Origin of the sequence: Streptomyces novaecaesareae (assembly GCF_000716875.1) — a bacterium.
Lineage (GTDB): Bacteria > Actinomycetota > Actinomycetes > Streptomycetales > Streptomycetaceae > Kitasatospora > Kitasatospora novaecaesareae.
Genome location: NZ_JNWQ01000002.1, coordinates 151397 through 172527 on the forward strand (window position 1 = coordinate 151397; position 21131 = coordinate 172527).

Below are 21131 nucleotides of genomic sequence, written 5' to 3' on the forward strand. Positions count from 1 at the left end.
TCAGTCTAGTGCCATCCCCACTTCATCAGCAGCTTGTCCACTGCAGCGTTGACGACTTTCGCGGTGTTTGCGGTCTTGCCGCCGCGTACCAGAATCTCCTCGTCCTCAAGTGTCCGCTCGATGGAGTCGACCAATTTGTGGAGCATGCCTCCCGGAGTCTCCAGGTGGTTGGGGAGATCCTTTTTGTCGATGCCTGCCAATTTAGGCCACTTTGCGGCGCTGTCGTAGTCCTTCTGGGAGAGCTCGAAGAGCTTGCGCCCCTGATGGAACTCCTCATTCCTTGCTTTCTCGATCCTGGCCAGCTTTCCCTTTTCGTCCGTGATGCCGTTTACTTCCTTCATAATGAAGGACAGCGAGTTGGATACCGCGACAGACTTGTCTGCCACCATCGGTCCATGCTTCGATATTCTGGAAATCTCTTCCGCTGCATCGACTTCGGGCCGTGTCATGTGGTTGAGCTCGCCCATGGAGGTCACCAAGGCGCCCGGGCGGCGCTGCCCTTCGGCCACTACACGGACGAATACGTAAAGGGCGCCGATGCCGATGAATTTCGACCGGTACTGCGCGGGAAGATCCTTGTAACGGCCTGCAAGCAGCAGCTTGAACATATTCTTGAAGCGTTCGGGTCCCAGTTCTTCGTGAAGTTCCTTCAGGTGTACGAACAGGTCGTCATATTTCCCTTGACCCTGGGCGATCTCTCCGGTTTCCAGGTCCTTCCTATCCCACCTCCCGCCCGGGTCGCCCGGCTTGTTGAATATCTGCATTTCTGCGACTTGATCGAGGATCAATGATTGGGGAGACTTCTTCTCGCTCTTCCTCAGTTGAGTCTCGGCCAGGACGTCCATGGGCTCCGAGCCATTCCGGGCTATCATGGTCCGCTTCGCCTTTTCCCCGCCGTGCGGCGAGACGAACTCGGGTTCGAAGCTGACGGCCTGCTCGCCCGGAGACCTTTGGGAATTCCTTTCGGTCCGGGCCGCAAGGACTTCTTTGACTCGCTCCTCGACATGGGAAAGGATCTCCATGCGTCGCAGTAGCTCAGCATTGTCGACGTCTGCCTGGGGATTGAGCAGGGCCCGGATGAGCCTTGCCTGACCCGCGGTATCAATGTCGAGTCGTGTAAGTCGATACCACAGACGCATCGCGCCGAGTACGCCACGCAGCATCCGCGTCGAGACGCCCCTGCCGAGCAGTCTTTGAACCTTCGGCCGGATGCGAGCGACGATCAGGTCGAGGCGCTGCTTCTTCGCCTCCGGGGAGTTCTCGTGCTTGCGGCGCTCCGCGCGCTGTTGCTGGCGCTTCTGGTGCCAGGCGCGCAGGCGGTCGCGTTGCTTGCGATAGGCGTCGCGGATCTTGTGGGCGCCGTTGGTGAGGGCGCGGCCGAGCTTGCTGTTGAGGAGCTTGCGGCCGAGGGTGCGGGCGGCGACGCGGACGCGGTTGAGTGCGGCCTTGACGGTCTGGCGGGAGGCGTTGAGGGCGCGGCCGACGGGGGAGGTGGGGCGGCGGCGGGTGGTGGGCTTCGGGCGGGTGACCTCGCGGCGGGGGCGTCCGGCGGTGGTGGTGGGGCGTCCCGGGCGCTCCGCGTGGCGGACGGTGTGCCGGGCGGGGCCGGTGCGGGTGGGGGAGGGCCGCCGCCGCAGGGACTGGGTGGCCCGGCGCAGGCTCGCGCGAGCCTTGTTGACGGCCCGGCCGGCCGCTTTGCGGGCGCCGCGGCCGGCCCTCGCCAAGCCCTTGAGGATCTTCTGGGCGATCCCCTTGAGCTTGGTGCCGACGGCCTTGCCGGCGCCCTTGAGCTTGCTGAGCAGGAAGTTGGAGATGAAGTCGAGCAGCGCGACCACGCCCGAGGCGACCGCGTCGGCGAACAGGCAGGCGGCCGATCCCGATTTGACCGCCTTGAGGAAGGTGACGAACTTGCTGATCGCGGCGACGATCTTGCTGATGGTGTTCCACGCGGCCACCAGGCCCTGGATGATCGCCATGATCGCGCCCGCGGCCGGCACGATCATCGACACGAGCTTCTCGATGACGAGCGAGATGATCATCCCGGGCAGCGATGCGACGATCGCCTGCCAGGCCATCCGTCCGATCTGGGCCATCGAGATGCAGCCCTTGACCAGCACGTTGATGATGGTGGACGTCAGGCCGACCACCGACTCGACCTTCTCGTTGAACCAGGTCCGCACCGCGCTCTTGATCGCACCCCACAGGTAGTGCTGGATGCCGTCGATCGCGGCGCTGCCGAGCTTCTTCAGCCACCCGCCCGGGTCGGAGGCGATGTCGCCGATCAGGACCGCGAACTCGCCGAAGACCGCGATCGCCTTCTGCACGAAGTCGATCGCGTCCATGACGGCCTTGCGGACCGCCTCGATCGCGGCCTTGAGCCCCGCCTCCAGCGCGTTCAGCAGCGCGTTCAGCCCGGCCGCGAGCACGTCGAGCAGCTTGTTGACGGCGTTCTTGAGCTTGTCCGCCCACTCGTTGACCTTGGCGATGGCCTTGTCGCGCCACTCCTCGATCTTCTTGCGGAACTTGTCCCGCAGTTCGGGGAAGGCCGCCAGCAGGACGTCGCAGATCGCGATCAACGCGTCGGCGAGCTTGCTGATCAGGTCGACGGCGAACTTCCGTGCCTGGTCGATCGCCCAGTCCGCGAACTTGCGGAAGCCGTCGATGATGTCGTTGATCAGGCCGCGGAAGTAGTCGAAGACCTTGGTGACCGCCTCGACCAGCGCGTCGAAGGCGGCCTTGACCTTGGACTTGACCCAGCCCCACCAGCCCTCGGACTCCTCCTTCTTGCGGTCCTTCTCCTTCTGCGCCTTCTCCTCGGCCTCCTTCCGCTTGTCCTGGATCTTCTGGTTGTCCTGCTGCTGACGGTCCTGGACGTCCTTGTCGGTCTCGGTGCGCTTCTTGCCGATCTGGTCGGTCTTGTCCTTGTGCTCCGCGTCGGAGTCCTGGTCCGCGGTGGTGACCTTCTGGTCCTGCTCGGTGCGCCACTGCTCGCGCTCGGCCTTGACCTTCTCGGCGGCGTCGCCCCGCTCGCCGGCCTGGGCCTGGGCGTTGTCGGCCACCGCCTGGTCGACCTCGGCCTGGTTCTGCCGGCGCGCATCGGCCTCGCCCTGCTTCTGCTTGGCCTGTTCGGAGCCCAGTTGGCTCTGGCCCTGGCCGACCGCGGCCTGGATCTGCGGGCCGCGCTCCTGCTGGGTCACGATGCCGATGCCCGGCTTGGTGTCGACCGCGCCGCCGGCCCTGGCGCCCCCGCCCTTGCCCCCGCCGCCCGGTACGGAGGCGGTGAGGGTCTCCTGCGGCACGTCCGGGTAGATCCGGTCCTCGCCCATCGGCTTGGCGGCGTCCTCCCGGCCGACGCCGAGGATCCTGGTGGAACTGTCCTTGAGCTTCGCCGCCTGCTGGTCGGTGCGTGCCGGGTCGCTCTCCCCGGTCAGTTCGACCTTGCGTGCGGGGCCGACGGTGGTGTTCAACGCCGGGTCGGTCGTGCGCACGTCCTCGACCGCGCCCTGCACCTGCTGCACTTCCTGCGGCGAGACCTGGTTGCTCGCGTCGTCGGCGACGTGGGGCGCGGCGACCCGGTCGCCGGGGTTCGGGCCCTCGACCTTCTTCTGCTCGGCCGTCTGCTGTTCGCCGTCCGCGCCCTGCACACCGACCCGCTCCAGCCGCTCCGTCACCGCCTCGGCGGGCGGCGCGGCCTCGGGCGTGCCGGACTGGGTCTGCGGGGCGCCGGACGGGCGCCGGACGGCGGGCGGGGCGGCCTGCAACCGGGCGTGCTGCTCGCCGACCGTACGGTCCACCGAGCCGTCCACGCCGTCCAGGGTGGTGGCCATCTGATCGGGCGGCAGGCTCGCGGCGGTGGCGAGCGCGCTCTGCGGGTCCTGGCCGGAGACGTCCGGCGGGGCCTGCTTCTGCTGCTGTTCCTGCCCGGCCTGGGCGCCGCCGCCCCCGCCCCCGGCCGCGCAGCCGCCGCCGGCACCGCCGGTGCCGTCCTGCTCCTGCTCGGTGGTGGGCTGCTGCGGGCCCGCGCAGGCGCCGCCGCCCGCCTCCAGCGAGGCGTCCGGGGCGGGCTGGGCGGTGAGTCCGGCGGGCCCGTCGGCCTGCTCGGCCGCCGGGCCGGGCGCAGCGTCGGGGGAGGCGTCGGGGGAGGCGGCTCCGGGTGCGGTGTCGGGGATGCTGTCCGGGACGGTGGCGGGCCCGCCCGGGCCGTCCCCGCCGACCGGCCCGCTGCCGCCGACCGGACCGGGCGTCGCGGGGGCGGTGCGCTCCGGACCGTTCGGCTCGGGCGCGGCGGCCGGTTCGGCCGCGCGGGCGTCCTCGGCGGGGGCTTCGGTCTGTTGCGGCTCAGGAGGGGTGGGCTCGGTGGCGGTCGGCGCCGGGGCCGCGGCGGGGTTCGAGGTGGGTTCGGGGCCGATCTCCTGCTCGACCGGCTGCTCCGGCTGGAGGTCGCGGGCGCTCCGGTCCTCGGCCTCGGTGGCGGGGGTCGGCTCGGGGGCGGCCTGCGGTGCCGCGGCCCCGGGCTGCGCCGGCTCGGGCGCCGCTGTCGGCTCCGCCTCGTCCTCCGGCCGGCTCTCGCGCTCGGCCTGCACCTGGTCGGCCTTGGTCGCGGGCGGCTCGGGGAACTCCGGTGCCTCGGCGTTCGCGGCGGGCGCGCCGTCCGTCGACAGCGTGATCTGATCGGCCGTCGGGACGGCGGACACGTCGAGGTCGGACGAGGGCAGGAAGTCCCCCGGGTTGAGCTCCGGCCCGGGGGCGGCCGACTGCGACTGCCGGTCCTCGCCCGCGGCGGGTGCGTCGTGGACCTCCGAGTCCGCGCCGGGCTCCATGCCCAACGGCCGTTCCTCGTCCCGGGTTTCGCCCTGTGGGTGGTCGCCCTCCAGCAGCCCGTGCCGGGCCAGCGGACTGTCCTCGGCCTGCGCGATCGCGTCCAGGCGCTCGGGCTTGACCGGCGCGGGCTGCGGCAGCGGCCCGGCGGCGGGCTCCTGCGGCTTCGTACCGGCGGAGGGCTGGGTGCCGGCGCCCTTCTGGTCGGCTTCGGGCGAGCCGAGTACGGAGACGGCCGCCGGCTGGGCGGCGCCCTCCTCGGCCGGTGTGGGCGCCTGTTCCGGGCCCGCCGCAGGTGCCTCCTCGACGGCCGAAGGCTGCGCCTCCGCAGCGGGCTGGGTCTGACCGGCCTCCGGCTGGGTGGCGGGCTGCGCACCCGGTGGATTCTGCGCGGCCTCGCCCTCCGTGGGCGGTGCCTGCTGTTCGTCCTGTTGCTCCGGGGATTCCTTGTCGCCCCCCTTGTCGCCCTTGCCCTCCTTGTCGCCGTGGCCCTTGCGACGCTTGCGCCGACCCTTCGGGTCGTCCGACTGCCGTGCCTCCTCGTCGAGTTGCCGCCGGCGGTCCCGTTCGCCGCGGTCCTTCTCGTCGGTCTGCTCGCGGTCGTCGGTGGCCCGGTCGGCGGCATCGGTCACCGGCTCGGGCGTCTGCGCGCCGTCCACATCGGCTGGGCGGTGCTCCGCGGCCTCGACCAGCTCCAGCACCCGGGTGTAGTCCGAGGAGGGCAGCCGGTCCGCCAGCCGGTCGAGTACGGCCGACTGCAACTCGGGGGCGAAGCGCGCGAGTTGGAGGCGCACTCGGCCGGAGGAGTCGGTCGGGTCGCCGCGCAGCGAGCGCAGGATGCCGGCCGCCAGCCGGTCGACCAGGGTGGCCGGATCGAGTCGTTCGGTGCGGAAGCGGTCGGCGTCGACGGTCGCGTAGCGGAGCCAGCCCGGCGTGGCGTTCGGCGTCGTCGCCGTCGGCCGGTCGTCGCGCGCGCCCTGCTCCGCCTCGCGTTCGACGGCGTCCTGCGGCAGGCTCACCGCACCCAGGTCTCGGCCGGCCCGCAGCGCGCCGAGCGGGTTCGGGGCCTGGATGGTGTGCAACAGCTCGTGGGTCAGCAGCCGCCGGCCGTCCTCGGCGGCCGGCCGGTACTTGCCCTCGCCGAAGAAGAGGTCCGGGCCGACCGCGACGGCGTCCGCGCCGATCAGTTCGGTCAGCGCGGCGGAGTCCCGGTCGGTGTGCACCCGGACCCGGCTGAGGTCGTGCCCGAGCCGCGCCTCCAGCTCCCGGCGCACACCCGGGTCGAGCGGCTGACCGGCGCCGGAGACGATCTCCTTCGGCTCGGGGGTACGGGCCTTCGGCGCCCGCGTCTTGCGCCGGGCCTGGCCGCCGTGCTTGTTGTTCTGCGAGGATTCCCTTGCAGCGGCGTTGAGTTGGGTCATGTCCGCCCCCGTTCCACCCGCTGCCCGCCGCCGGACAGCCCGGCGTGCACGGCGCGGGCGAGTGCCTCGCCGAGCCGCTGCGGTGAGGAGCCCGCCGGCAGCGGTGGCAGCCCGGAGAGCAGGTCCAGCGCGCGGTCGCCGGCCGCCGCGAGCGGCACGCCGCGTGTCCGGACCAGGCGGGTCAGCTCGGTCCGGAACGCCGTCGTCAGCCGCTCGTGGTCGATCGGCTCGAAGCCGTCGAGGACCAGCTCGCCGATCTCGACCTCGATCCGCCCGGCGCTGCCACGCTCGGGGTCGTTCCGCCCGGCGATGCCACGCCCGGGGCCGTAACGCCCGGTCCCGGGCCCCTCGTTCAGATCCATCCGCCGACCTCCGAGGGCGTCAGCGAGCGCTCCAGCTTCAGGTACTCGGTGCGCGCGGCAGCCAGCATGTGCCGCATCTGCACCGGGCACCCCTCGTCGGCGGCCAGGAAGGCGGCGGACAGCGCGATGTTGCGGATCGAGCCGCCGGCCACGGTCAACTGGGCGAGCCGCTCGGGTTCGAGGCCCTGGCTGGGGGTCTGCTTGGGGATGACCCGCCGCCAGATCTCGGCGCGTTCCGGCACCCCGGGGAACGGGAAGTCGACCACGAACCTGATCCGCCGCATGAACGCCGGGTCCAGCGCCTTCTTCATGTTGGTGGTGAGTACGGCCAGGCCCCGGTAGGCCTCCATCCTCATCAGCAGGTAGCTGACCTCCAGATTGGCGTAGCGGTCGTGGCTGTCCTTGATCTCGCTGCGCTTGCCGAACAGTGCGTCGGCCTCGTCGAACAGCAGCAGCGCACCGCCGCGTTCGGCCGCGTCGAAGACCCGCCGGAGGTTCTTCTCGGTCTCGCCGATGTACTTGCTGACGATCTGGGAGAGGTCGATGACGAACAGGTCCACCCCGAGCTGCCCGGCGACGACCTCGGCCGCCAGCGTCTTGCCGGTGCCCGACCCGCCGGCGAACAGCGCGGTCACTCCCAGGCCACGGCGCAGCACCGACTCGAACCCCCACTCCTGGTAGACCGTGCCGCGTCGGCGGACGTGGGCGACGATCTCGCGGAGCGTCACGCGCTGGCGCTCCTCCAGCACCAGGTCCTCCCAGTCGGCGCGCGGCTCGACCCGCCGGCCCAGCTCGTCCAGGGACATCCGGGCTTCCACCAGGCCGGCGTGCCACGCCAGTCGGCTGATGTCCCGGCCGTCTTCGGCCGCCCGCCGGGCCGTCGCCGCGGCCGACCGGATCAGATGGCCGGGCAGGGAGAACTGCGCGGCCAGCGCGCGGAGTTCGCCCTCGGCGATCCCCGGCGCGCCGTCCAGCGCCTCGGCCCAGATCCCCAGCTGCTCCTCGGGGCCGAGTGGGGGCACGGTCAGCCGGGCGCGGTCGGAGCTTCCCACCGGCTGCGGCTCGTCGCCGGACACCACCAGCGGCACCGCCAGGCTCGCGAGGAAGGCCTCCGCGCCGTTCGGGGACTGCGGGCGCTCCCGGGCCGGCTCCCCGCCCTCCACCAGCAGCGCGGCCGGGATCAGGATCGCCTCCCGCTGCCACAGCCGGGCGAGTTGCTCGCGCTCGGCGGGCTCGGTGGGCAGGTCCTCGCGGTGTGCGACGTAGAGGCCGAGCCCGGCGCGGTGGGCCGCCGTGGCGGCGATCTCCCAGCGGGTACGGCGGTCGGCGCCGGTCAGCTCGGCGTGCGGCGGGCCGGTCAGCCCGGCCGCGGACCACCCCTGCGCCAGTTCGGCCGCGCACCGCTCGTGCGGGCCGGGCAGTTCGCCGGGCGGCCCGACCGGGGTGAGCAGGCCGTGCAGCCGCACGTCCAGGTACGGCACGCCGACCAGGAAGTGCAGCACCCGCTCGTCGATCCGCAGCCGGGAGGCGGTGAGCGCCGTCTCGTCGTCCAGTTCGACCAGCCGGAACCGGCGCAGCGGGCCCACCGGGGTGAGCGCGCTCCAGTGCGGCCGCTCCAGGGCGGCGAGGGCGAGCGAGAAGGTCGGGTACCCGCGCCCGGGGTCGCCGCCGGCCGCGGCGCACCGGGCGGCGGCGGTGGGGTCGATCTCGGGGGCGGCGGCCAGCACGAGGACGTCCCGCTCGAACGGGGTGAGCCCGAAGGAGGCGCTGAGCGCGTCCAGGGCGGTGGCGGGCGGCCGGCGCCCGCCCCGGCGGGTGCCGGGGGCCGACGGCTCGGTCGGCTCGGCCGGCTCGGCGGTACGGCCGGCCGCGTGCGCGTCGACCCGTTCGAGCACGGCGGCGACCGCGGCCGACAGCGACTGCCGGTGCGACTCCTCCGCCAGGCCGTCGCGGCCCTGCCTGCGGCGCGTGCTCATCTTTCCCCCCGTCCAGTCCAGCGGTCAGTGCGTCAGGTCCACCACGGGGCCGGTGAAGGCCCCGTCGCCGGACACCGTCAACTCGCTGGGCACGCCGTCCACCTGGACCCGGGCCAGGTAGGCCGTCGGCCGTACGCCGGTGACGGGCACCCGGACCGCGAACGGGTCGGTGCGCGGTTGCGACGGTGCGGGTGCGCGGAACTGGTAGCTCGCCGCGGGCCGCCCGGCCGGCGGGCTCAACTCGTCCAGTAACAGGAGGACTTGCTGGTCGTCCCGGAGCGGCAGGTCCAACCGGACGTCCAGCCGGGCCGAGACCCCGGCCGGTCCGTCGGCGCGGTCCGCCGTGCCGATCTCCGCGGCGATCCGCGGCTGCCGGGCGAAGGTCTGCGCGTTGGACTCCACGGCGAGGTGGTCGGCGGCGGGCCGGCCGTCCAGGGCCAGTCCGTGCAGCACCTGCACCTGGTACACGCCGGGCGGCAGGTCCTCCGGGACGGCGACCACCAGCCGGTCGTCCCGGACACCGCCGGGGTCGACCGTCACCCGGCGCTCGCCCAACCGGGCCACGACCAGGTCCGCGCGCAGACCGGAGCCGACCACCACCAGCTCCCGGTCCTTGGTCACCGGCCCCTCCTCGGGGGCGCCGGGGGCCCCGGCCGGGCGGGAGAGCACCCGCTCGACGAGCGGCCCGCGGGACGGCACGGCCCGCACGGTGCGGCGCAGCACCGGCTTGCCCGCCACCGGATCGGCTTTGCCCTCCACGAAGACGGCGGTGGCCTGGTAGACCACGGACAGTGCGTAGGGGGTCTGGAACAGCGTGGTCCACAGCTTGGACATCTCGTCGACGTCCATCGTGGTGGGCGTGAACCGCACCCGCTGCGGCGAGGCGGCCAGGTCCGTCCCCACGAGGTACGGCTGGGCGGCCGCCTCCTCGATCAACTGCCGTGACAGCATCGGCTGTTCGGTCAGCGCCCGGACCACGCAGCCGAGCAGCCGCTGGCCCACCAGCTGGGACTCCTCGCCGTAGCAGCTGATCAGGTAGTGCAGGTCGAGGGCGGCGGCCGGCCTGGTCAGCACGGTGCCGTCCGTCGCACGGGTGGGTGCGTCGCGGTTGCGCAGCGAGGGGTTGGGCGTGACCTGGTAGAGGAACACGGTGATGGTCGGGTCGGCCGGCGGCTCGGTCGGCGGCTTGCGGGTGCCGACCTCGACCGCGAACGGGATGTCGGGTGACAGCGCACGGGTGATGAGCAGCCGCAGCGCCTCGCTCACCGTGGCGATCGCGAGATGGTTACTCATGGGCTCACCCCCTGACTCGATCGGTCATCAGCGCTCCCGGTTGAGGTACGTGTCCAGGTTCAGGGCGGGCGAGGGGCGGGCGGACGCCGGGCGGCGCGGGCCGGCCGGGGTGCGCTCCGCGGCCCTGACCTCCACCCGCCCGATCTGGACCCGGACCACCCGCTCGGCCGGCCGCTGCTGACGACGCGCCGACTGGGTGACACCCGGGGCAGCCGCCACCGGGGCCGGGCGCCGAGCGGCCGCAGCGGTGGACTGCCGTACCGGAGCCACCGGCCGGGGCGCCGCCGGTTCCGGGCCCGCCCGCCGGGCCGGCGTGGTGAGCGGCGGTACGGCTGCCGGGCGGGCGGCCGTCTCCCGCGGCACCGGCTCGGTGGGCGGCGCGACGGCGGGGGCGAGCGACGGCGCGACCAGCAGGGGCGTGCGCGGCAGCGGGAGCACGGCCGGAGCAGTCGGCGGCGCCTCACGAAGCGCCGGCCGGGGCGGGCCCTCGGACGGCAGCGGACGCGGTGCCACCGCCGGCCGGGGGAGCAGCGCGGGAACGGGCTGCCCGGCCTCCGGGCCCGCTGCGGGCGACTCCTCGGCGGCCGGCAGCGCCGCCCCGAGCGCGTCGATCCGCTCGAACGGCCCCGGCAGGCGCGGCCGCACGCGAACGACGTCCCCGCCCGGGTCGCCCTTCGTGACCAGGCGGTCGAAGTAGTCAGGCATCTGCGCAGAGCTCCAGGTAGTAGCGGCGCCGCAGCGGGCTGAGCGCCAGGATCTCCGCCTCGCTCCAGCCGTAGGCGGTGGCCAGCAGGTGGACGTCGAGCAGGGTCGCGCGGGCCCAGGCGTCCAGTTCCTCCCAGAGGTAGGAGGCGATGTCCAGCTCGGCGAGGGCCTGCCGCCCGCACTCGGGACAGCTGAGGTTCAGCCGGACGTCCGCGCAGGGGTCGGCCGCGGCGGCGGCCTCGGCCACGCGCTGCTGGACCTGCCCGGGGAGCCGCCGGGCGGGCACCGGCTCCCCGTCGTGCTCGGCGGTCAGCACGCACCGCTCCAGCAGGACGGCCTTGGCCTCGCCCGCGGGGGCCTGTTCGGCGGCGGCGAGGTCGCCGGTGGTGGGCAGCCGGAAGTCGACCCGCCAGCCGTCCGACTCCACCCGCAGCGGTCCGGCCGGCGACCGGCCGGCACCGACCACCTGCCCGGCGTCGAAGGCGAACTCCATGTCCTCGGCGCAACTCGGGCAGCCCACCCGTACGGTGAGCTGTTCGCCGAACAACTCGCCGCGCAGGCCGAACAGTTCGGCGTCCCGTTCGCCGACCGGCACGGCCAGCAGCTCCTGCGGCCCGGCGGTGGGCCGTGCGACGGTGTGCAGCAGCAGGGCCCGCCCGCTGCGGCTGGCCGTCACCCCGGCCTCCCAGGTGGCCAACAGGGCCGCCTCCCCGGCGAGTTCCATGGTCAGGCCCCTCAGGCCGGCTGCTGGAACGACGGCTCTTCCGGCTCCGGCGTCTCCTCGTCCCGTTCCCAGCCCTCGACCTCCAGCTTGAGACTCTGGATCGCCACCGCGTTGGCGTTGGCGTCCAGTTCGCCGAGCACCTGGTACTCGCTCGGCCAGGCGCGGTACAGCTTGTGGGCGACCGCCACCTGGCCGGCCTCGTTGAGCACCTGGATCACCAGGTCCTTGCGGAAGTCCCGGAGCGAGACCTCCGCCCCGCGGCCCGCGCCGACCATCCAGACCTTGTTGGCCCAGCGGTCGAACTCCGGGTCGTGGGTGACCCCGCGTTCCAGGGTGATCGCCTCGAAGTCGGTGCGGCCCGGCGATTTGCGCGGCGCGCTGGGATCGCCCCCGCTGCGGTGCTTCACCACTTCGGTGGTGCGCTTGAGTGGGCTGATCTTGCTGATTCCGGCGACGACCCGACCGTCCCAGACGACCAGGAACTTGAAATTCTTGTACGGATCGAACCGGTACGGGTTGACGGTGAACTCGACCATGGGATCCTAAACCTCGAACTGTCCGGCGAGCTGCTCGATCTTGACGATCACGAATTCCGCGGGTTTGAGCGGCGCGAATCCGACCACGACGTTCACCACACCGCGATTGATGTCGTCCTGCGTGGTGGTGTCCCTGTCGCACTTGACGAAATAGGCCGAGCGCGCGGACGTGCCCTGGAACGCGCCCTGCTGGAACAGCGAGTGCAGGAACGCGCCCACGTTCAGCCGGATCTGCGCCCACAGCCGCTCGTCGTTGGGCTCGAACACGACCCACTTGGTACCGCGGTAGAGGCTCTCCTCCAGCATCAGCGCGAGGCGCCGCACCGGGATGTACTTCCACTGCGAGCTGAGCGCGTCGGCGCCGGCCATGGTCCGGGCACCCCAGGCCACGGGGCCCACCACGGGGAACGTGCGCAGGCAGTTCACCGCGAGCGGGTTCAGCAGGCCGTTCTCCCGGTCCGTCAGCGGGACGGTCAGGGCGCGCACCCCGGGCAGGCCGGCCTCGGTGCCCGCCGGGGCCTTCCACACGCCCCGCTGGCCGTCGGTGCGCGCCATCACGCCGGCGATGGTGCCGGACGGCGGGAAGCCGCGCAGCCGGCCGGTGAGCTGGTCGACCAGCTCCAGGTGCGGGAAGTACAGCGCCGCGTGGTCGCTGCGCACCGAGTCGAAGGCGGACAGGCCCGCCCGGGCGGCGTCCAGCGTCGTCCACGCCTGCGGCGAGTCGACGATCAGGAACATCCGCTTCTCCACGCAGAGCGCCTGGGCGGCCGAGACCACCGTGACGGCGTCGTCCACGTTGGCGTAGCCGGCCAGTTCGGGCAGCACCAGCAGGTTGACGTCCTGCACGTCGCGCAGGGCCTGGATGCCGGTCTTGCCCGCCTCGCTGCCGATCAGGTCGGTCAGGCCGGGGGCCCCGCCGTCCTGGCCGCCGGCGAGCGCGAAGACCGGCGGGCTGACCGAGCCCTCCAGGCCGAGGTTGTTGGCCGCCTCGCCGAGGAAGCGGACCACGTCGGCAGGGTCGGTGGAGCCGGCGACGACCTGGAGCTGCCGGCCGAACGGGCTCACCCGGGTGCCCGCGAACGCCCGCTTGCCCGGAGCGTCGGGCAGCGCGCGGAGCTTGCGCTCCAGCAGCAGGGCGAGTTCGGTGACGGTGGTCGGCGCGGCACCGTCCACGGCCGGGTCGTGGATCTTGACCGTCCGCGAGACGTCGCCGATCTTGACCTGGATCTCGGGGGTGAGGTCGGGCAGGGTGGCCGCGAACGGCTTGGAGACGGTGCCCACCGGGTCCGGTCGGCTGGCCGCCAGGACCTTCACCCGGACGACCGCCGAGCCGCTGTTCACCACCGTCTCGGCGAACCGGGGGCTGCTGTCCTGGACCGACAGGTCCGCGAAGGACTCCCGGACCGCACCCGAGGTGTCGAACACCTGCAGGTTGAACGTGTCGCCGGGAGTGGACGTCCGGTAGTCCACGGCGACCCGCAGTGCCGCGCCCCAGAGCCCCGGTTCGACGGCCGTGACGTCCAGGACCGGGGTGGCGGTGGAGGTTTGCGTCGAGTTGAGCGTGACGCCCGCGGCGGCCCCGGTGCCGGCCGCCGCGACCCGGACGACGACCGCGACCGAGCCCCCGTTGAGGAAGAACTGCTGGACGGCGTAGCTGACCGGGCTCTGCGTCGCGAGCCCGCCGAAACGGCGTTCGAAGTCCGCGAAGCTGGTGATGGTGACGGGCTGGTCGAGCGGGCCGCGCCGGGTGGCCCCGACGAAGGCCGTCACCGAGGTGCTCACCGCGGTGATGGTACGGACGCTGCTGGGAAGCTCTTCGATGTAGACGCCCGGGTAGGTCGGTGTCGTCGGCAAATTCCCCCTCCGTTCACTTCGTGCATCAAGGGACCTGGAGATATGGATTCGAATGGCGGCCTCATTGGCCGCGAGGCCCCGATGCATTGGTGGCAGGCCCAGTTTCATATTCTGGTGACTGTTCGTCAAGACAAATAACTGGGAAGGCCAATTGTATTACTGTGTTTATTGTGTGGGGGTTGCGGAATCCGGGATTCCGAAACCCCCGCGCGCGGTGCCCGGCCGGCCGTCAGCCGCCTTCGGGCATGTTCCGGTAGTCGGGTCGGGAGGGCGTGGTTGGCGTCGTGGGCGCAGGTGCAGGTGCAGGTGCAGGTGCAGGTGCAGGTGCAGGTGCGGGCGTGGGCGCGGTGGTGGGTGCGGGTGCGGGCGCAGGCTCGGTGGTGGGCGCGGGCACGGGCGCGGGCGCGGTCGGCGGAGTGGCCGCCGGCGGCTGGTAGGACGGCGGCCGGGCGGCCCCCAGGAACCAGCCCCACGTCGCGCCGAACCGGTGCTCCAGGAACCGGAACACCGCGTAGTAGACCGTGCCGAAGCCGGTGACCAGGGCGGAGGTGACGGAGGCGTCGTCCAGGCGGATGCCGAGCCGCGCGGCCTGCACCACGAGGAACGCCACGATGTAGGGCACGCAGGTGCGCCACAGGGACAGGGCGAGTTGGTACATCGATCCTCCTCAGCCGACGTCAGCCGGCGACCGTGAAGCCGTGCGCCTGGCCCAGCCTCGTCAGCGAGTTGATGCCGGGGATGCCGTCCGCCTGCTGCCCGCTGTACCCGTACCTGCTTTGCAGGGCGGAGTAGGCGTCGATGGTCCTGGTGCCGAACGAACCGTCGACCCACTGCCGATCGAGCAGCCCCTCGGCGCAGAGCGCCTGCTCCACCGTGTACACGTCGTCCGCGTACGTGGTGGCGCCCTCGGCCGCGCCCGGGTCCTGGCGGGCGGCCGCGACCACCCGGGACTTCGACACCTCGGCCAGCGGGATCGGCCCGCCCAGCAGTCGGCGCAGCGAGGTCTCGCCCGGCACGCCGTCCGCGTCCCCGCCCGAGTACCCCAGACTGCGCTGGTAGTCGGCGTAGTTGAGGGTGTCGGCGTCGGTCCAGTCCGGGCCGGGGCCCTGACCGTAGTGCGAACCGAAGCCCGCCGTCACCAGTGCCTCGCCGACCATGGTGACCTGCGGACCGTGCGCCCCGTAGCCGTACGGCAGGCCGCCGACGCTGCTCTGGTAGCGGGCCGGTGTCGGGTCGGGCTGCGGCGCGGGCTGTGGCGGCGGTGTGACCACCGTCCCGGACGGGCGAGGCGCACCGGATTGCACCCAGGCGTACAGCGCCGGGCCGGGGCAGTCGGTCGAGTAGCCGTCCTGGTGCCCCTTGATCTCCGCTCCCGCCGGGCCCTGTTGCTCGCAGTACTCGATCGCGTCCCGCAGACCGTTGAGCTGGTCCGGGGTCGGCTCCGTGGACCCGGAGGAGCCGACCAGCCCGCACACCGCGTAGTGGGCCTCGTTGAGCGGGACGTCGCCGTTGGCACTGTTGCGCCGGTTCAGGCCGCGGCCCTCGAACACGAAGCCGTGTTCGCAGACCACGAAGCTGTAGCCGATGTCCGACCAGCCGTCGTCGTCCATGTGCGAGGCCTGGAGGCGCCGCACGTAGGCCGGGCAGGTGTCGTGGGCGCCGAAGTCGTACTGGGTGCCGAGGTAGTGCACCTTCACCCCGGCGCGCGGACCGGCGTACGGGATCGAGCCGTTGGGCTCGCGCCACGGTCGCGCGCCCCACTGGTCCCGGCTCACCAGCTGCAGTCCCGGCCAGCCGGCCGGCTGCGGCGCGGGCGTCGGTGTCGGATCGGGTGCGGGAGTCGGGCCGGGGCCCGGGGTGAGACCGGCCCACGCCTTCAGGTCGTCCAGCGAGCCGTTGAAGACGTCCGCGTCGAGCGGATCGTCGCTGTACTGGTGGAATCGCCAGGACGCCTGGATCCGCGGCGAACCCGCGGACACGTAGTCCGCGATCCACAGGAAGTCACCCGCGTTGTCGTCGGTCCGGAACCAGTAGTCCCGGTTGGTGTAGAGCCCGACCAGATGGTCCGGGTAGCGCTGCTTGACCGCCGCCAGCCACTGGTTCTTCGCCGCGGTCGCGTCGTCGTCACCGACCGACTGCCCGTACGGCTCGAAGTCCAGCACCAACAGCTCGCCCGCGGGGACCTGCCCGACGACCCGGCAGAAGTGCTCGACCTCGCCGTCGACCGGGTTCTCCGCGTGCAGGAAGTGGTAGTGCCCGACCACCAGCCCCCGCCCCCGGGCGTCCGCGAGCTTGTCGGCGTAGCCCGACTGACCGGTGCGGCCGCCCTCGGTGGCCTTGATGAAGACGAACTCCGCATCCCCCGGAATGCCCGACTGGAAGTCGGAGACGTCATAACCCTTCGCGTTTGCCATCAGGAAGCTCCCCCTTCGCGCCGATGGCAGCCATGACCGGCCCGCCCCGAACACGAGGCGCGACGCCGGCCAGAGCGTCATGCTCACTCCACATTACAACTCGCGAATGGTCAACTCACCTGAATCACAAGAGTTTTACGTGCTGCCATCGTCCCCCGCAGTGGCCCGTTCCACAGAAATATGCCACTGGCACTGATGGTTGGGACCTCAGCCTCGTCCCCGCACCCGCCCCCGAACGGGCTGGGAGGCGCCATCGCCCGGGGTCACCCTCTGGGCTGCATCAACTGTGGCTGCCTGTCGCCCTGGCGTTGCTCCGAGATGCGGGTGAGCGTCTCCAGCGGTCGAGTGAGCACCTCGGAGAACGCCAGTTCGGCGGCGCCGATCAGGACGGTGTCGCCGCCGAGTGAGCTGACTCGCAGCCGCAGGTGCTCCCGCACCGCGGCGAGGGCGTTGGTGTTGATCCGGCTGCGCACCTGTGCGGCGGATCCGAGGAAGACGTCCCGGAGGGTGCCGCCGAGGATGACCAGATCCGGATCGAAGAGGTTGACGAGGTTCGCGATGCCGATGCCGAGCCAGTCCGCGACGCGGTGCAGAGCCGCACGCGCGGTGACGTCTCCGAGGTCGGCGGCGATGACCACCGACCGTACGGCGTCGACCCCGGTGACGCCGCCGTCCCGACCGGCGGCCTCCAGGAGGGCGCGCTCACCTGCCTCGGCTTCCAGGCAGCCGTGGGCGCCGCAGCCGCACGGCCGCCCCTGGTACGGGTTGACGTTCATGTGGCCGATCTCGCCGGCGTATCCGCGCTCGCCCCGCAGGAGTTCACCGTCGGTGATCACTCCGGCGCCGATCCCGACCTCGCCGTGGAGGTAGACGAGGTTCTGGCATTCTCGGCCGATGCCGCGCCGGTGCTCGGCGAGCGCGCCGAGATTGGCCTCGTTGGCGACGAGGACCGGGACGTCCAGGCGGAGCCGGTCGGCGAAGGCACCGGCGAAGTCGACGCCCTGCCAGCCCATGTTGGGGGTGAGGGTGACCAGCCCGTCGGGGTGGCGGACGATGCCGCGCACCGCCACGGCGACGCCGACGCACGAACTGCCGGCCGGTGCGCGGGCCAGCATCTCGTGGGCGAATCCGGCGAGGATGGCGGCCACGCGCGCGGGGTCCTGCGGGTGCCCGTCGGGCCAGGGGCACTCGCGCCGGTCCAGGAACACGCCGCCGAGGCCGATGAGGGCCGCCGCCAGGCGCTCCACGCCCACGTCCACCGCCAGGACGTGCACGCGGGTGGACTCCGGCTTCACGACCAGCGAGGGCCGCCCGGCCCGGCCGGTTTCCTGCGGCAGCTCCTCGCGGACCAGGCCCGCGGCCGTCAGATCGCCGACCAGACCCAGGATGGTGCTGCGGTTGAGGCCGAGCCGGGTCGCCAGGACGGCGCGCGAGGTGGGCCCGTCGAAGTGGACGAGGCGCAGCAGGGCGCCCAGGTTGTGCTGGCGGACCTCTTCCTGGGAAGGACCGGCTTTCATGGCTGGCGACCCTCATCGTTGGGGCTGGCGACCCTCATCGTTGGGCTGAGCGGCGGCGGGACATTGCGTCCACACCGGCGGCCACCAGCAGAACCGATCCCGTGACAGCGTACTTGACGCCTGAGGAGTACCCCATCAGGCCCATACCGTTCTGGATCACCGCGACGACCAGGCCGCCCAGCACGGCGTCGACGACGCGGCCGCGACCGCCGAACAGGCTCGTGCCGCCGATGACGGCGCTGCCGACGGCGAGCAGCAGGACGTTGCTCCCGCCGGTGTTGGGGTCCACGGAGTTGCCCCGGGAGGCGGCGATGATGCCGCCGACGGCCGCCAGGCAGGAGCAGATGACGAAGGCGGCGGTTCGGATGAAGGCGACGTTGATCCCGGCCCGGCGGGCGGCTTCCGGGCTGCCGCCCACGGCGTAGATGTGCAGGCCGAAGCCGGTCCGCTGCAGGGTGAACGTCCCGAGCAGGAGGAGCGCCCCGATCACGGGCACGACGATGGGCACGCCCTTGAGGGAGCTGACGATGACGTTGCGGCTGCGCTCCTGGTTGAGCAGGAACACGGCCGCGCCCCCGAGCACGACGACGGCGCCGGTCCGGATGGCGAGGAGCGCCATCGGGGTTCCGGCGAGGCCCCGGCCGAGCCGGTCGCGGCTGCGGCGCAGTTGCAGGACGGCGTAGCCGACGGCGCAGCCGGCCAGCAGGACCCAGCCGAGGACGGGGCTGAGGTTGTCGTTCGCGATGGCCAGGATGGTCGGGTCCTTGACCGAGACGTTCGTGCCTTCCTTCAGCAGGATCAGGACGACGCCCTGGAAGCCGAGGAACGCGGCCAGCGTCACCACGAAGGAGGGGATTCCGACCTTGGCGACGAGCGTGCCGATGAGCAGGCCGATGACCGCGCCGGTCAGCATGGCGGCGGTCACCGCGGCGTACCAGGGCCAGCCGTGGTCGGTCAGCAGGATGGCCAGGACCGCGGCGCAGACACCACTGGCGTAGCCGGCCGACAGGTCGATCTCGCCGAGGAGCAGGACGAACACCAGCCCCATGGCGATGGCGATGCTGCCCGAGCTCTGGGTGAGCAGGTTGGCGAAGTTCAGGTTGGACAGGAAGACCGGGCGCAGGACGGCGAAGAACACGCACAGGACGATCAGGCCGGCGATGGCGGGAAGGGCACCGAGCTCGCCCGCGCGCACCTGCGCGAGGTAGCTGCGGCCGACGTCCCCCAGGCGGGCGGTCGGGGACGGGCCTTCCTCGGAGTCGGTGGGGCGGTTCGGCCGCTCGGGCTTCTGGGGGGCGAGGGCGGAGGTCATACGGCGGCTCCGTTGGGGGTGGTCCGAGGGCCCAGGTTGCCGCTGCGGCCCGCGGTGATCAGTTCGACGACCTGTGCGTGTGTCACGTCGGAGGCCTTGACCTGAGCGGCCATCCGTCCGAGGTGCAGTGCGGCTATCCGGTCGGAGACCGCGAAGACGTCGTTCATGTTGTGCGAGATGAGCACGACGGCCAGGCCGTTGTCGGCCAGCCGGCGCACGAGTTCCAGGACCTGCGCGGTCTGGGCGACGCCGAGGGCCGCGGTGGGCTCGTCGAGGACCACGAGCTTGCTGTTCCACAGCACCGCCTTGGCGATGGCGACGGTCTGGCGCTGGCCGCCGGAGAGGCTGGAGACCTTCTGGCGAAGGGACTTGACGGTGCGCACCGAGAGTCCCCGGAGCGTCGCGGCGGCCATCTCCTCCATGGTCGAGTCGTCGAGCACCATGCCGCGGCGCTTCTCCCGCCCCAGGAACATGTTCTGCACGATGTCGAGGTTGTCGCACAGTGCGAGGTCCTGGTAGACGATCTCCACCCCGAGCGCGGCGGCGTCGCGCGGGCTGTGCACCTGAACCGGCTGACCGTCGAAGAGGTAGTCCCCCGCGTCGATGGGGTGGATGCCGCCGATGCACTTGACGAGCGTCGACTTGCCGGCGCCGTTGTCGCCGACGAGTGCGGTGACCTCCCCCGCGTAGGCGCTGAACGCGATGTCGTGCAGGACCTGGACGGGGCCGAAGCTCTTGTCGATCCCGCGCAACTCGAGAGTCGGTGTCTCTGTCATGGGTGAGGCTCCTGGGGATTGGCGGGGTGGGCCCCGCGCCACCGGCGGCGCGGGGCCCACGGGTAGGGCCGGCGCTCGCGCTACTTGATGCCGGCCTTCGTGCACAGCGCGTCGTAGTCGCCGGTGCACAGTTGCGCCTTGGTGACGAAGCCGTCGGTGATGACGTCCTGGATGTTGTTCTTGACGATGGCCTCGGGTGTCAGCAGCGCCGCCGGGACGTCGCGGTTGCCCGTCGGGTCGTGGACGGTGACGCTGGTCTGGCCCTTCTTGCCGCCGGCCAGCTCGACCGCGAGGGCTGACACCGCGTCAGCTTCCTTCTTCACGGCCTTGTAGACGGTCATGCACTGGTCGCCCGCCAGGATGTTCTGCAGGCCCTGCACCGTCGCGTCCTGACCGGTGATCGGCACCTGCCCGTTGCGGTGGTTCTTGCGCAGTACGGCGATGGCCGCGTTGGCCAGATTGTCGTTGGCCGCGAGCACCCCGCCGATGTTCGGCGCACTGGTGTTCATCTGCTCGAAGATCGTCTGAGCCTGGGCGCTGTCCCAGTCGGGCACCGACTGGTTGGGGCCCTTGGTGTACTCCCCGGAGGCGTACAGCGGGTCCAGCACGCTGTTGTAGCCGTTGGCGAACAGGGTGGCGTTGTTGTCCGTCGGAGAGCCGTTGAGTTCGGCCACGACGGGGTTCTTGGCGCCCATGTCGCTCAGACACTTCGTCAGGCCCTGGCCCTGGAGCTTGCCGACCTGGTCGTTGTCGAAGCTGACGTAGTACTGGGCGGAGCCGCCGAGGGTGAGCCGGTCGTAGTCGATGGTGGCCACGCCCTGGGTCTTGGCCTTGTCGAGGACGGCCTTGCCGGTTCCGCTGTCGAGGTTGACGATGATCAGCACGTTCACGCCACTGGTGATCATCTGGTCGGCGATCGTCTGGAACGCCTGCTTGTCGCCCTCGGCGTTCTGGATGTCGTAGTCCACACCGGCGGCCTTGAAGGCCGCCGCGAGGTACGGCCGGTCCGCGGTCTCCCAGCGGACGGACGACTTGCTGTCCGGCAGGATCACGCCGATCTTCGGCTTCTTGCCGCCGGCGGAGCCGGAACCGGAGCCGGAGCCGGAGCCCGAGGAGCCGCAGGCGGTGACGGTGGAGAGCAGGGCCGCTGACAAGGCGGCGGTGGCGAACAGGAGCCCCTTGCGCATGGGCAGGGTCCTTTCGAGGCGTGTCCGACCTGTGCCGGACGTGCGTTGGCCGATGAAGGGTGGGGATGGGCACGAGCACGAAGCAGGGAAGGTTTGTTGCCCGCGACAACATACGTCCTGTGATGAGGTCCGCCAAGCCCTTGCGCCGACCCGCGTGCGTAACGATCGAGTCACCGGAACTGGTGCGCCACAGCGCGGACTTGCCGCCGCTCACGCTCCTCCTCGGCCCGGCTCGG

General features: G+C 71.9%; 14 protein-coding genes. All 14 read right to left on the reverse strand.

Annotation, left to right across the window (positions count from 1 at the left end):
• Positions 1-5: 5 nt before the first annotated feature.
• Positions 6-6239, reverse strand: a complete 6234-nt coding sequence (locus OP86_RS01570) for an eCIS core domain-containing protein (protein WP_033330607.1) — start codon at positions 6237-6239, stop codon at positions 6-8.
• Entirely contained in the window at positions 6236-6601 is a 366-nt protein-coding gene (locus OP86_RS01575) for a hypothetical protein (protein ID WP_245231764.1), read from the reverse strand. Before OP86_RS01575 ends, OP86_RS01570 begins: the two co-directional genes overlap by 4 nt.
• Positions 6592-8577: an ATP-binding protein gene (locus OP86_RS01580; RefSeq protein WP_051829538.1), complete on the reverse strand. Its 1986-nt coding sequence runs from the start codon at positions 8575-8577 to the stop codon at positions 6592-6594. The genes OP86_RS01575 and OP86_RS01580 overlap by 10 nt, the downstream gene beginning before the upstream one ends.
• Positions 8578-8601: 24 nt before the next feature.
• Positions 8602-9870 (reverse strand): Pvc16 family protein, encoded by a 1269-nt coding sequence (locus OP86_RS38635; protein WP_051829539.1) that lies wholly within the window; start codon positions 9868-9870, stop codon positions 8602-8604.
• Between the two features lie 27 nt (positions 9871-9897).
• Entirely contained in the window at positions 9898-10575 is a 678-nt protein-coding gene (locus OP86_RS01590) for a hypothetical protein (RefSeq protein WP_033330609.1), read from the reverse strand.
• Positions 10568-11299: a T4 family baseplate hub assembly chaperone gene (locus OP86_RS01595; protein WP_030057358.1), complete on the reverse strand. Its 732-nt coding sequence runs from the start codon at positions 11297-11299 to the stop codon at positions 10568-10570. The genes OP86_RS01590 and OP86_RS01595 overlap by 8 nt, the downstream gene beginning before the upstream one ends.
• An 11-nt stretch (positions 11300-11310) precedes the next feature.
• Positions 11311-11835 carry a phage tail protein gene (locus OP86_RS01600; protein WP_030057359.1) on the reverse strand — a complete coding sequence of 175 codons (525 nt, stop codon included), beginning with the start codon at positions 11833-11835 and terminating at the stop codon, positions 11311-11313.
• 6 nt (positions 11836-11841) lie between these two features.
• A complete protein-coding gene (locus OP86_RS39090; protein ID WP_425337749.1) occupies positions 11842-12204 on the reverse strand; it encodes a phage tail sheath C-terminal domain-containing protein in 363 nt (120 codons plus the stop codon).
• Positions 12205-13918: 1714 nt separating this feature from the next.
• Complete coding sequence (locus tag OP86_RS37660) at positions 13919-14347, reverse strand: hypothetical protein (protein WP_167344185.1); 429 nt, start codon at positions 14345-14347, stop codon at positions 13919-13921.
• A gap of 19 nt (positions 14348-14366) precedes the next feature.
• Positions 14367-16103, reverse strand: coding sequence for a peptidoglycan-binding protein (locus OP86_RS33230; protein WP_051829540.1), 1737 nt, complete (start codon positions 16101-16103; stop codon positions 14367-14369).
• Positions 16104-16366: 263 nt separating this feature from the next.
• Positions 16367-17620, reverse strand: coding sequence for an ROK family protein (locus tag OP86_RS01620; RefSeq protein WP_051829541.1), 1254 nt, complete (start codon positions 17618-17620; stop codon positions 16367-16369).
• A 34-nt stretch (positions 17621-17654) separates the two neighbouring features.
• Positions 17655-18932 (reverse strand): sugar ABC transporter permease, encoded by a 1278-nt coding sequence (locus tag OP86_RS01625; protein ID WP_033330611.1) that lies wholly within the window; start codon positions 18930-18932, stop codon positions 17655-17657.
• Positions 18929-19708: an ATP-binding cassette domain-containing protein gene (locus tag OP86_RS01630; RefSeq protein WP_030057367.1), complete on the reverse strand. Its 780-nt coding sequence runs from the start codon at positions 19706-19708 to the stop codon at positions 18929-18931. The genes OP86_RS01625 and OP86_RS01630 overlap by 4 nt, the downstream gene beginning before the upstream one ends.
• An 80-nt stretch (positions 19709-19788) precedes the next feature.
• Positions 19789-20895, reverse strand: a complete 1107-nt coding sequence (locus OP86_RS01635; protein WP_030057368.1) for a sugar ABC transporter substrate-binding protein — start codon at positions 20893-20895, stop codon at positions 19789-19791.
• Positions 20896-21131 lie beyond the last annotated feature (236 nt).

What these genes read in the sequence shown, in the direction of transcription:
- OP86_RS01570 (WP_033330607.1), bottom strand. Translation starts at nt 6,239, where the DNA reads ATGACCCAACTCAACGCCGCTGCAAGGGAATCCTCGCAGAACAACAAG.
- OP86_RS01575 (WP_245231764.1), bottom strand. Translation starts at nt 6,601, where the DNA reads ATGGATCTGAACGAGGGGCCCGGGACCGGGCGTTACGGCCCCGGGCGT.
- OP86_RS01580 (WP_051829538.1), bottom strand. Translation starts at nt 8,577, where the DNA reads ATGAGCACGCGCCGCAGGCAGGGCCGCGACGGCCTGGCGGAGGAGTCG.
- OP86_RS38635 (WP_051829539.1), bottom strand. Translation starts at nt 9,870, where the DNA reads ATGAGTAACCATCTCGCGATCGCCACGGTGAGCGAGGCGCTGCGGCTG.
- OP86_RS01590 (WP_033330609.1), bottom strand. Translation starts at nt 10,575, where the DNA reads ATGCCTGACTACTTCGACCGCCTGGTCACGAAGGGCGACCCGGGCGGG.
- OP86_RS01595 (WP_030057358.1), bottom strand. Translation starts at nt 11,299, where the DNA reads ATGGAACTCGCCGGGGAGGCGGCCCTGTTGGCCACCTGGGAGGCCGGG.
- OP86_RS01600 (WP_030057359.1), bottom strand. Translation starts at nt 11,835, where the DNA reads ATGGTCGAGTTCACCGTCAACCCGTACCGGTTCGATCCGTACAAGAAT.
- OP86_RS39090 (WP_425337749.1), bottom strand. Translation starts at nt 12,204, where the DNA reads ATGGCCGGCGCCGACGCGCTCAGCTCGCAGTGGAAGTACATCCCGGTG.
- OP86_RS37660 (WP_167344185.1), bottom strand. Translation starts at nt 14,347, where the DNA reads ATGTACCAACTCGCCCTGTCCCTGTGGCGCACCTGCGTGCCCTACATC.
- OP86_RS33230 (WP_051829540.1), bottom strand. Translation starts at nt 16,103, where the DNA reads ATGGCAAACGCGAAGGGTTATGACGTCTCCGACTTCCAGTCGGGCATT.
- OP86_RS01620 (WP_051829541.1), bottom strand. Translation starts at nt 17,620, where the DNA reads ATGAAAGCCGGTCCTTCCCAGGAAGAGGTCCGCCAGCACAACCTGGGC.
- OP86_RS01625 (WP_033330611.1), bottom strand. Translation starts at nt 18,932, where the DNA reads ATGACCTCCGCCCTCGCCCCCCAGAAGCCCGAGCGGCCGAACCGCCCC.
- OP86_RS01630 (WP_030057367.1), bottom strand. Translation starts at nt 19,708, where the DNA reads ATGACAGAGACACCGACTCTCGAGTTGCGCGGGATCGACAAGAGCTTC.
- OP86_RS01635 (WP_030057368.1), bottom strand. Translation starts at nt 20,895, where the DNA reads ATGCGCAAGGGGCTCCTGTTCGCCACCGCCGCCTTGTCAGCGGCCCTG.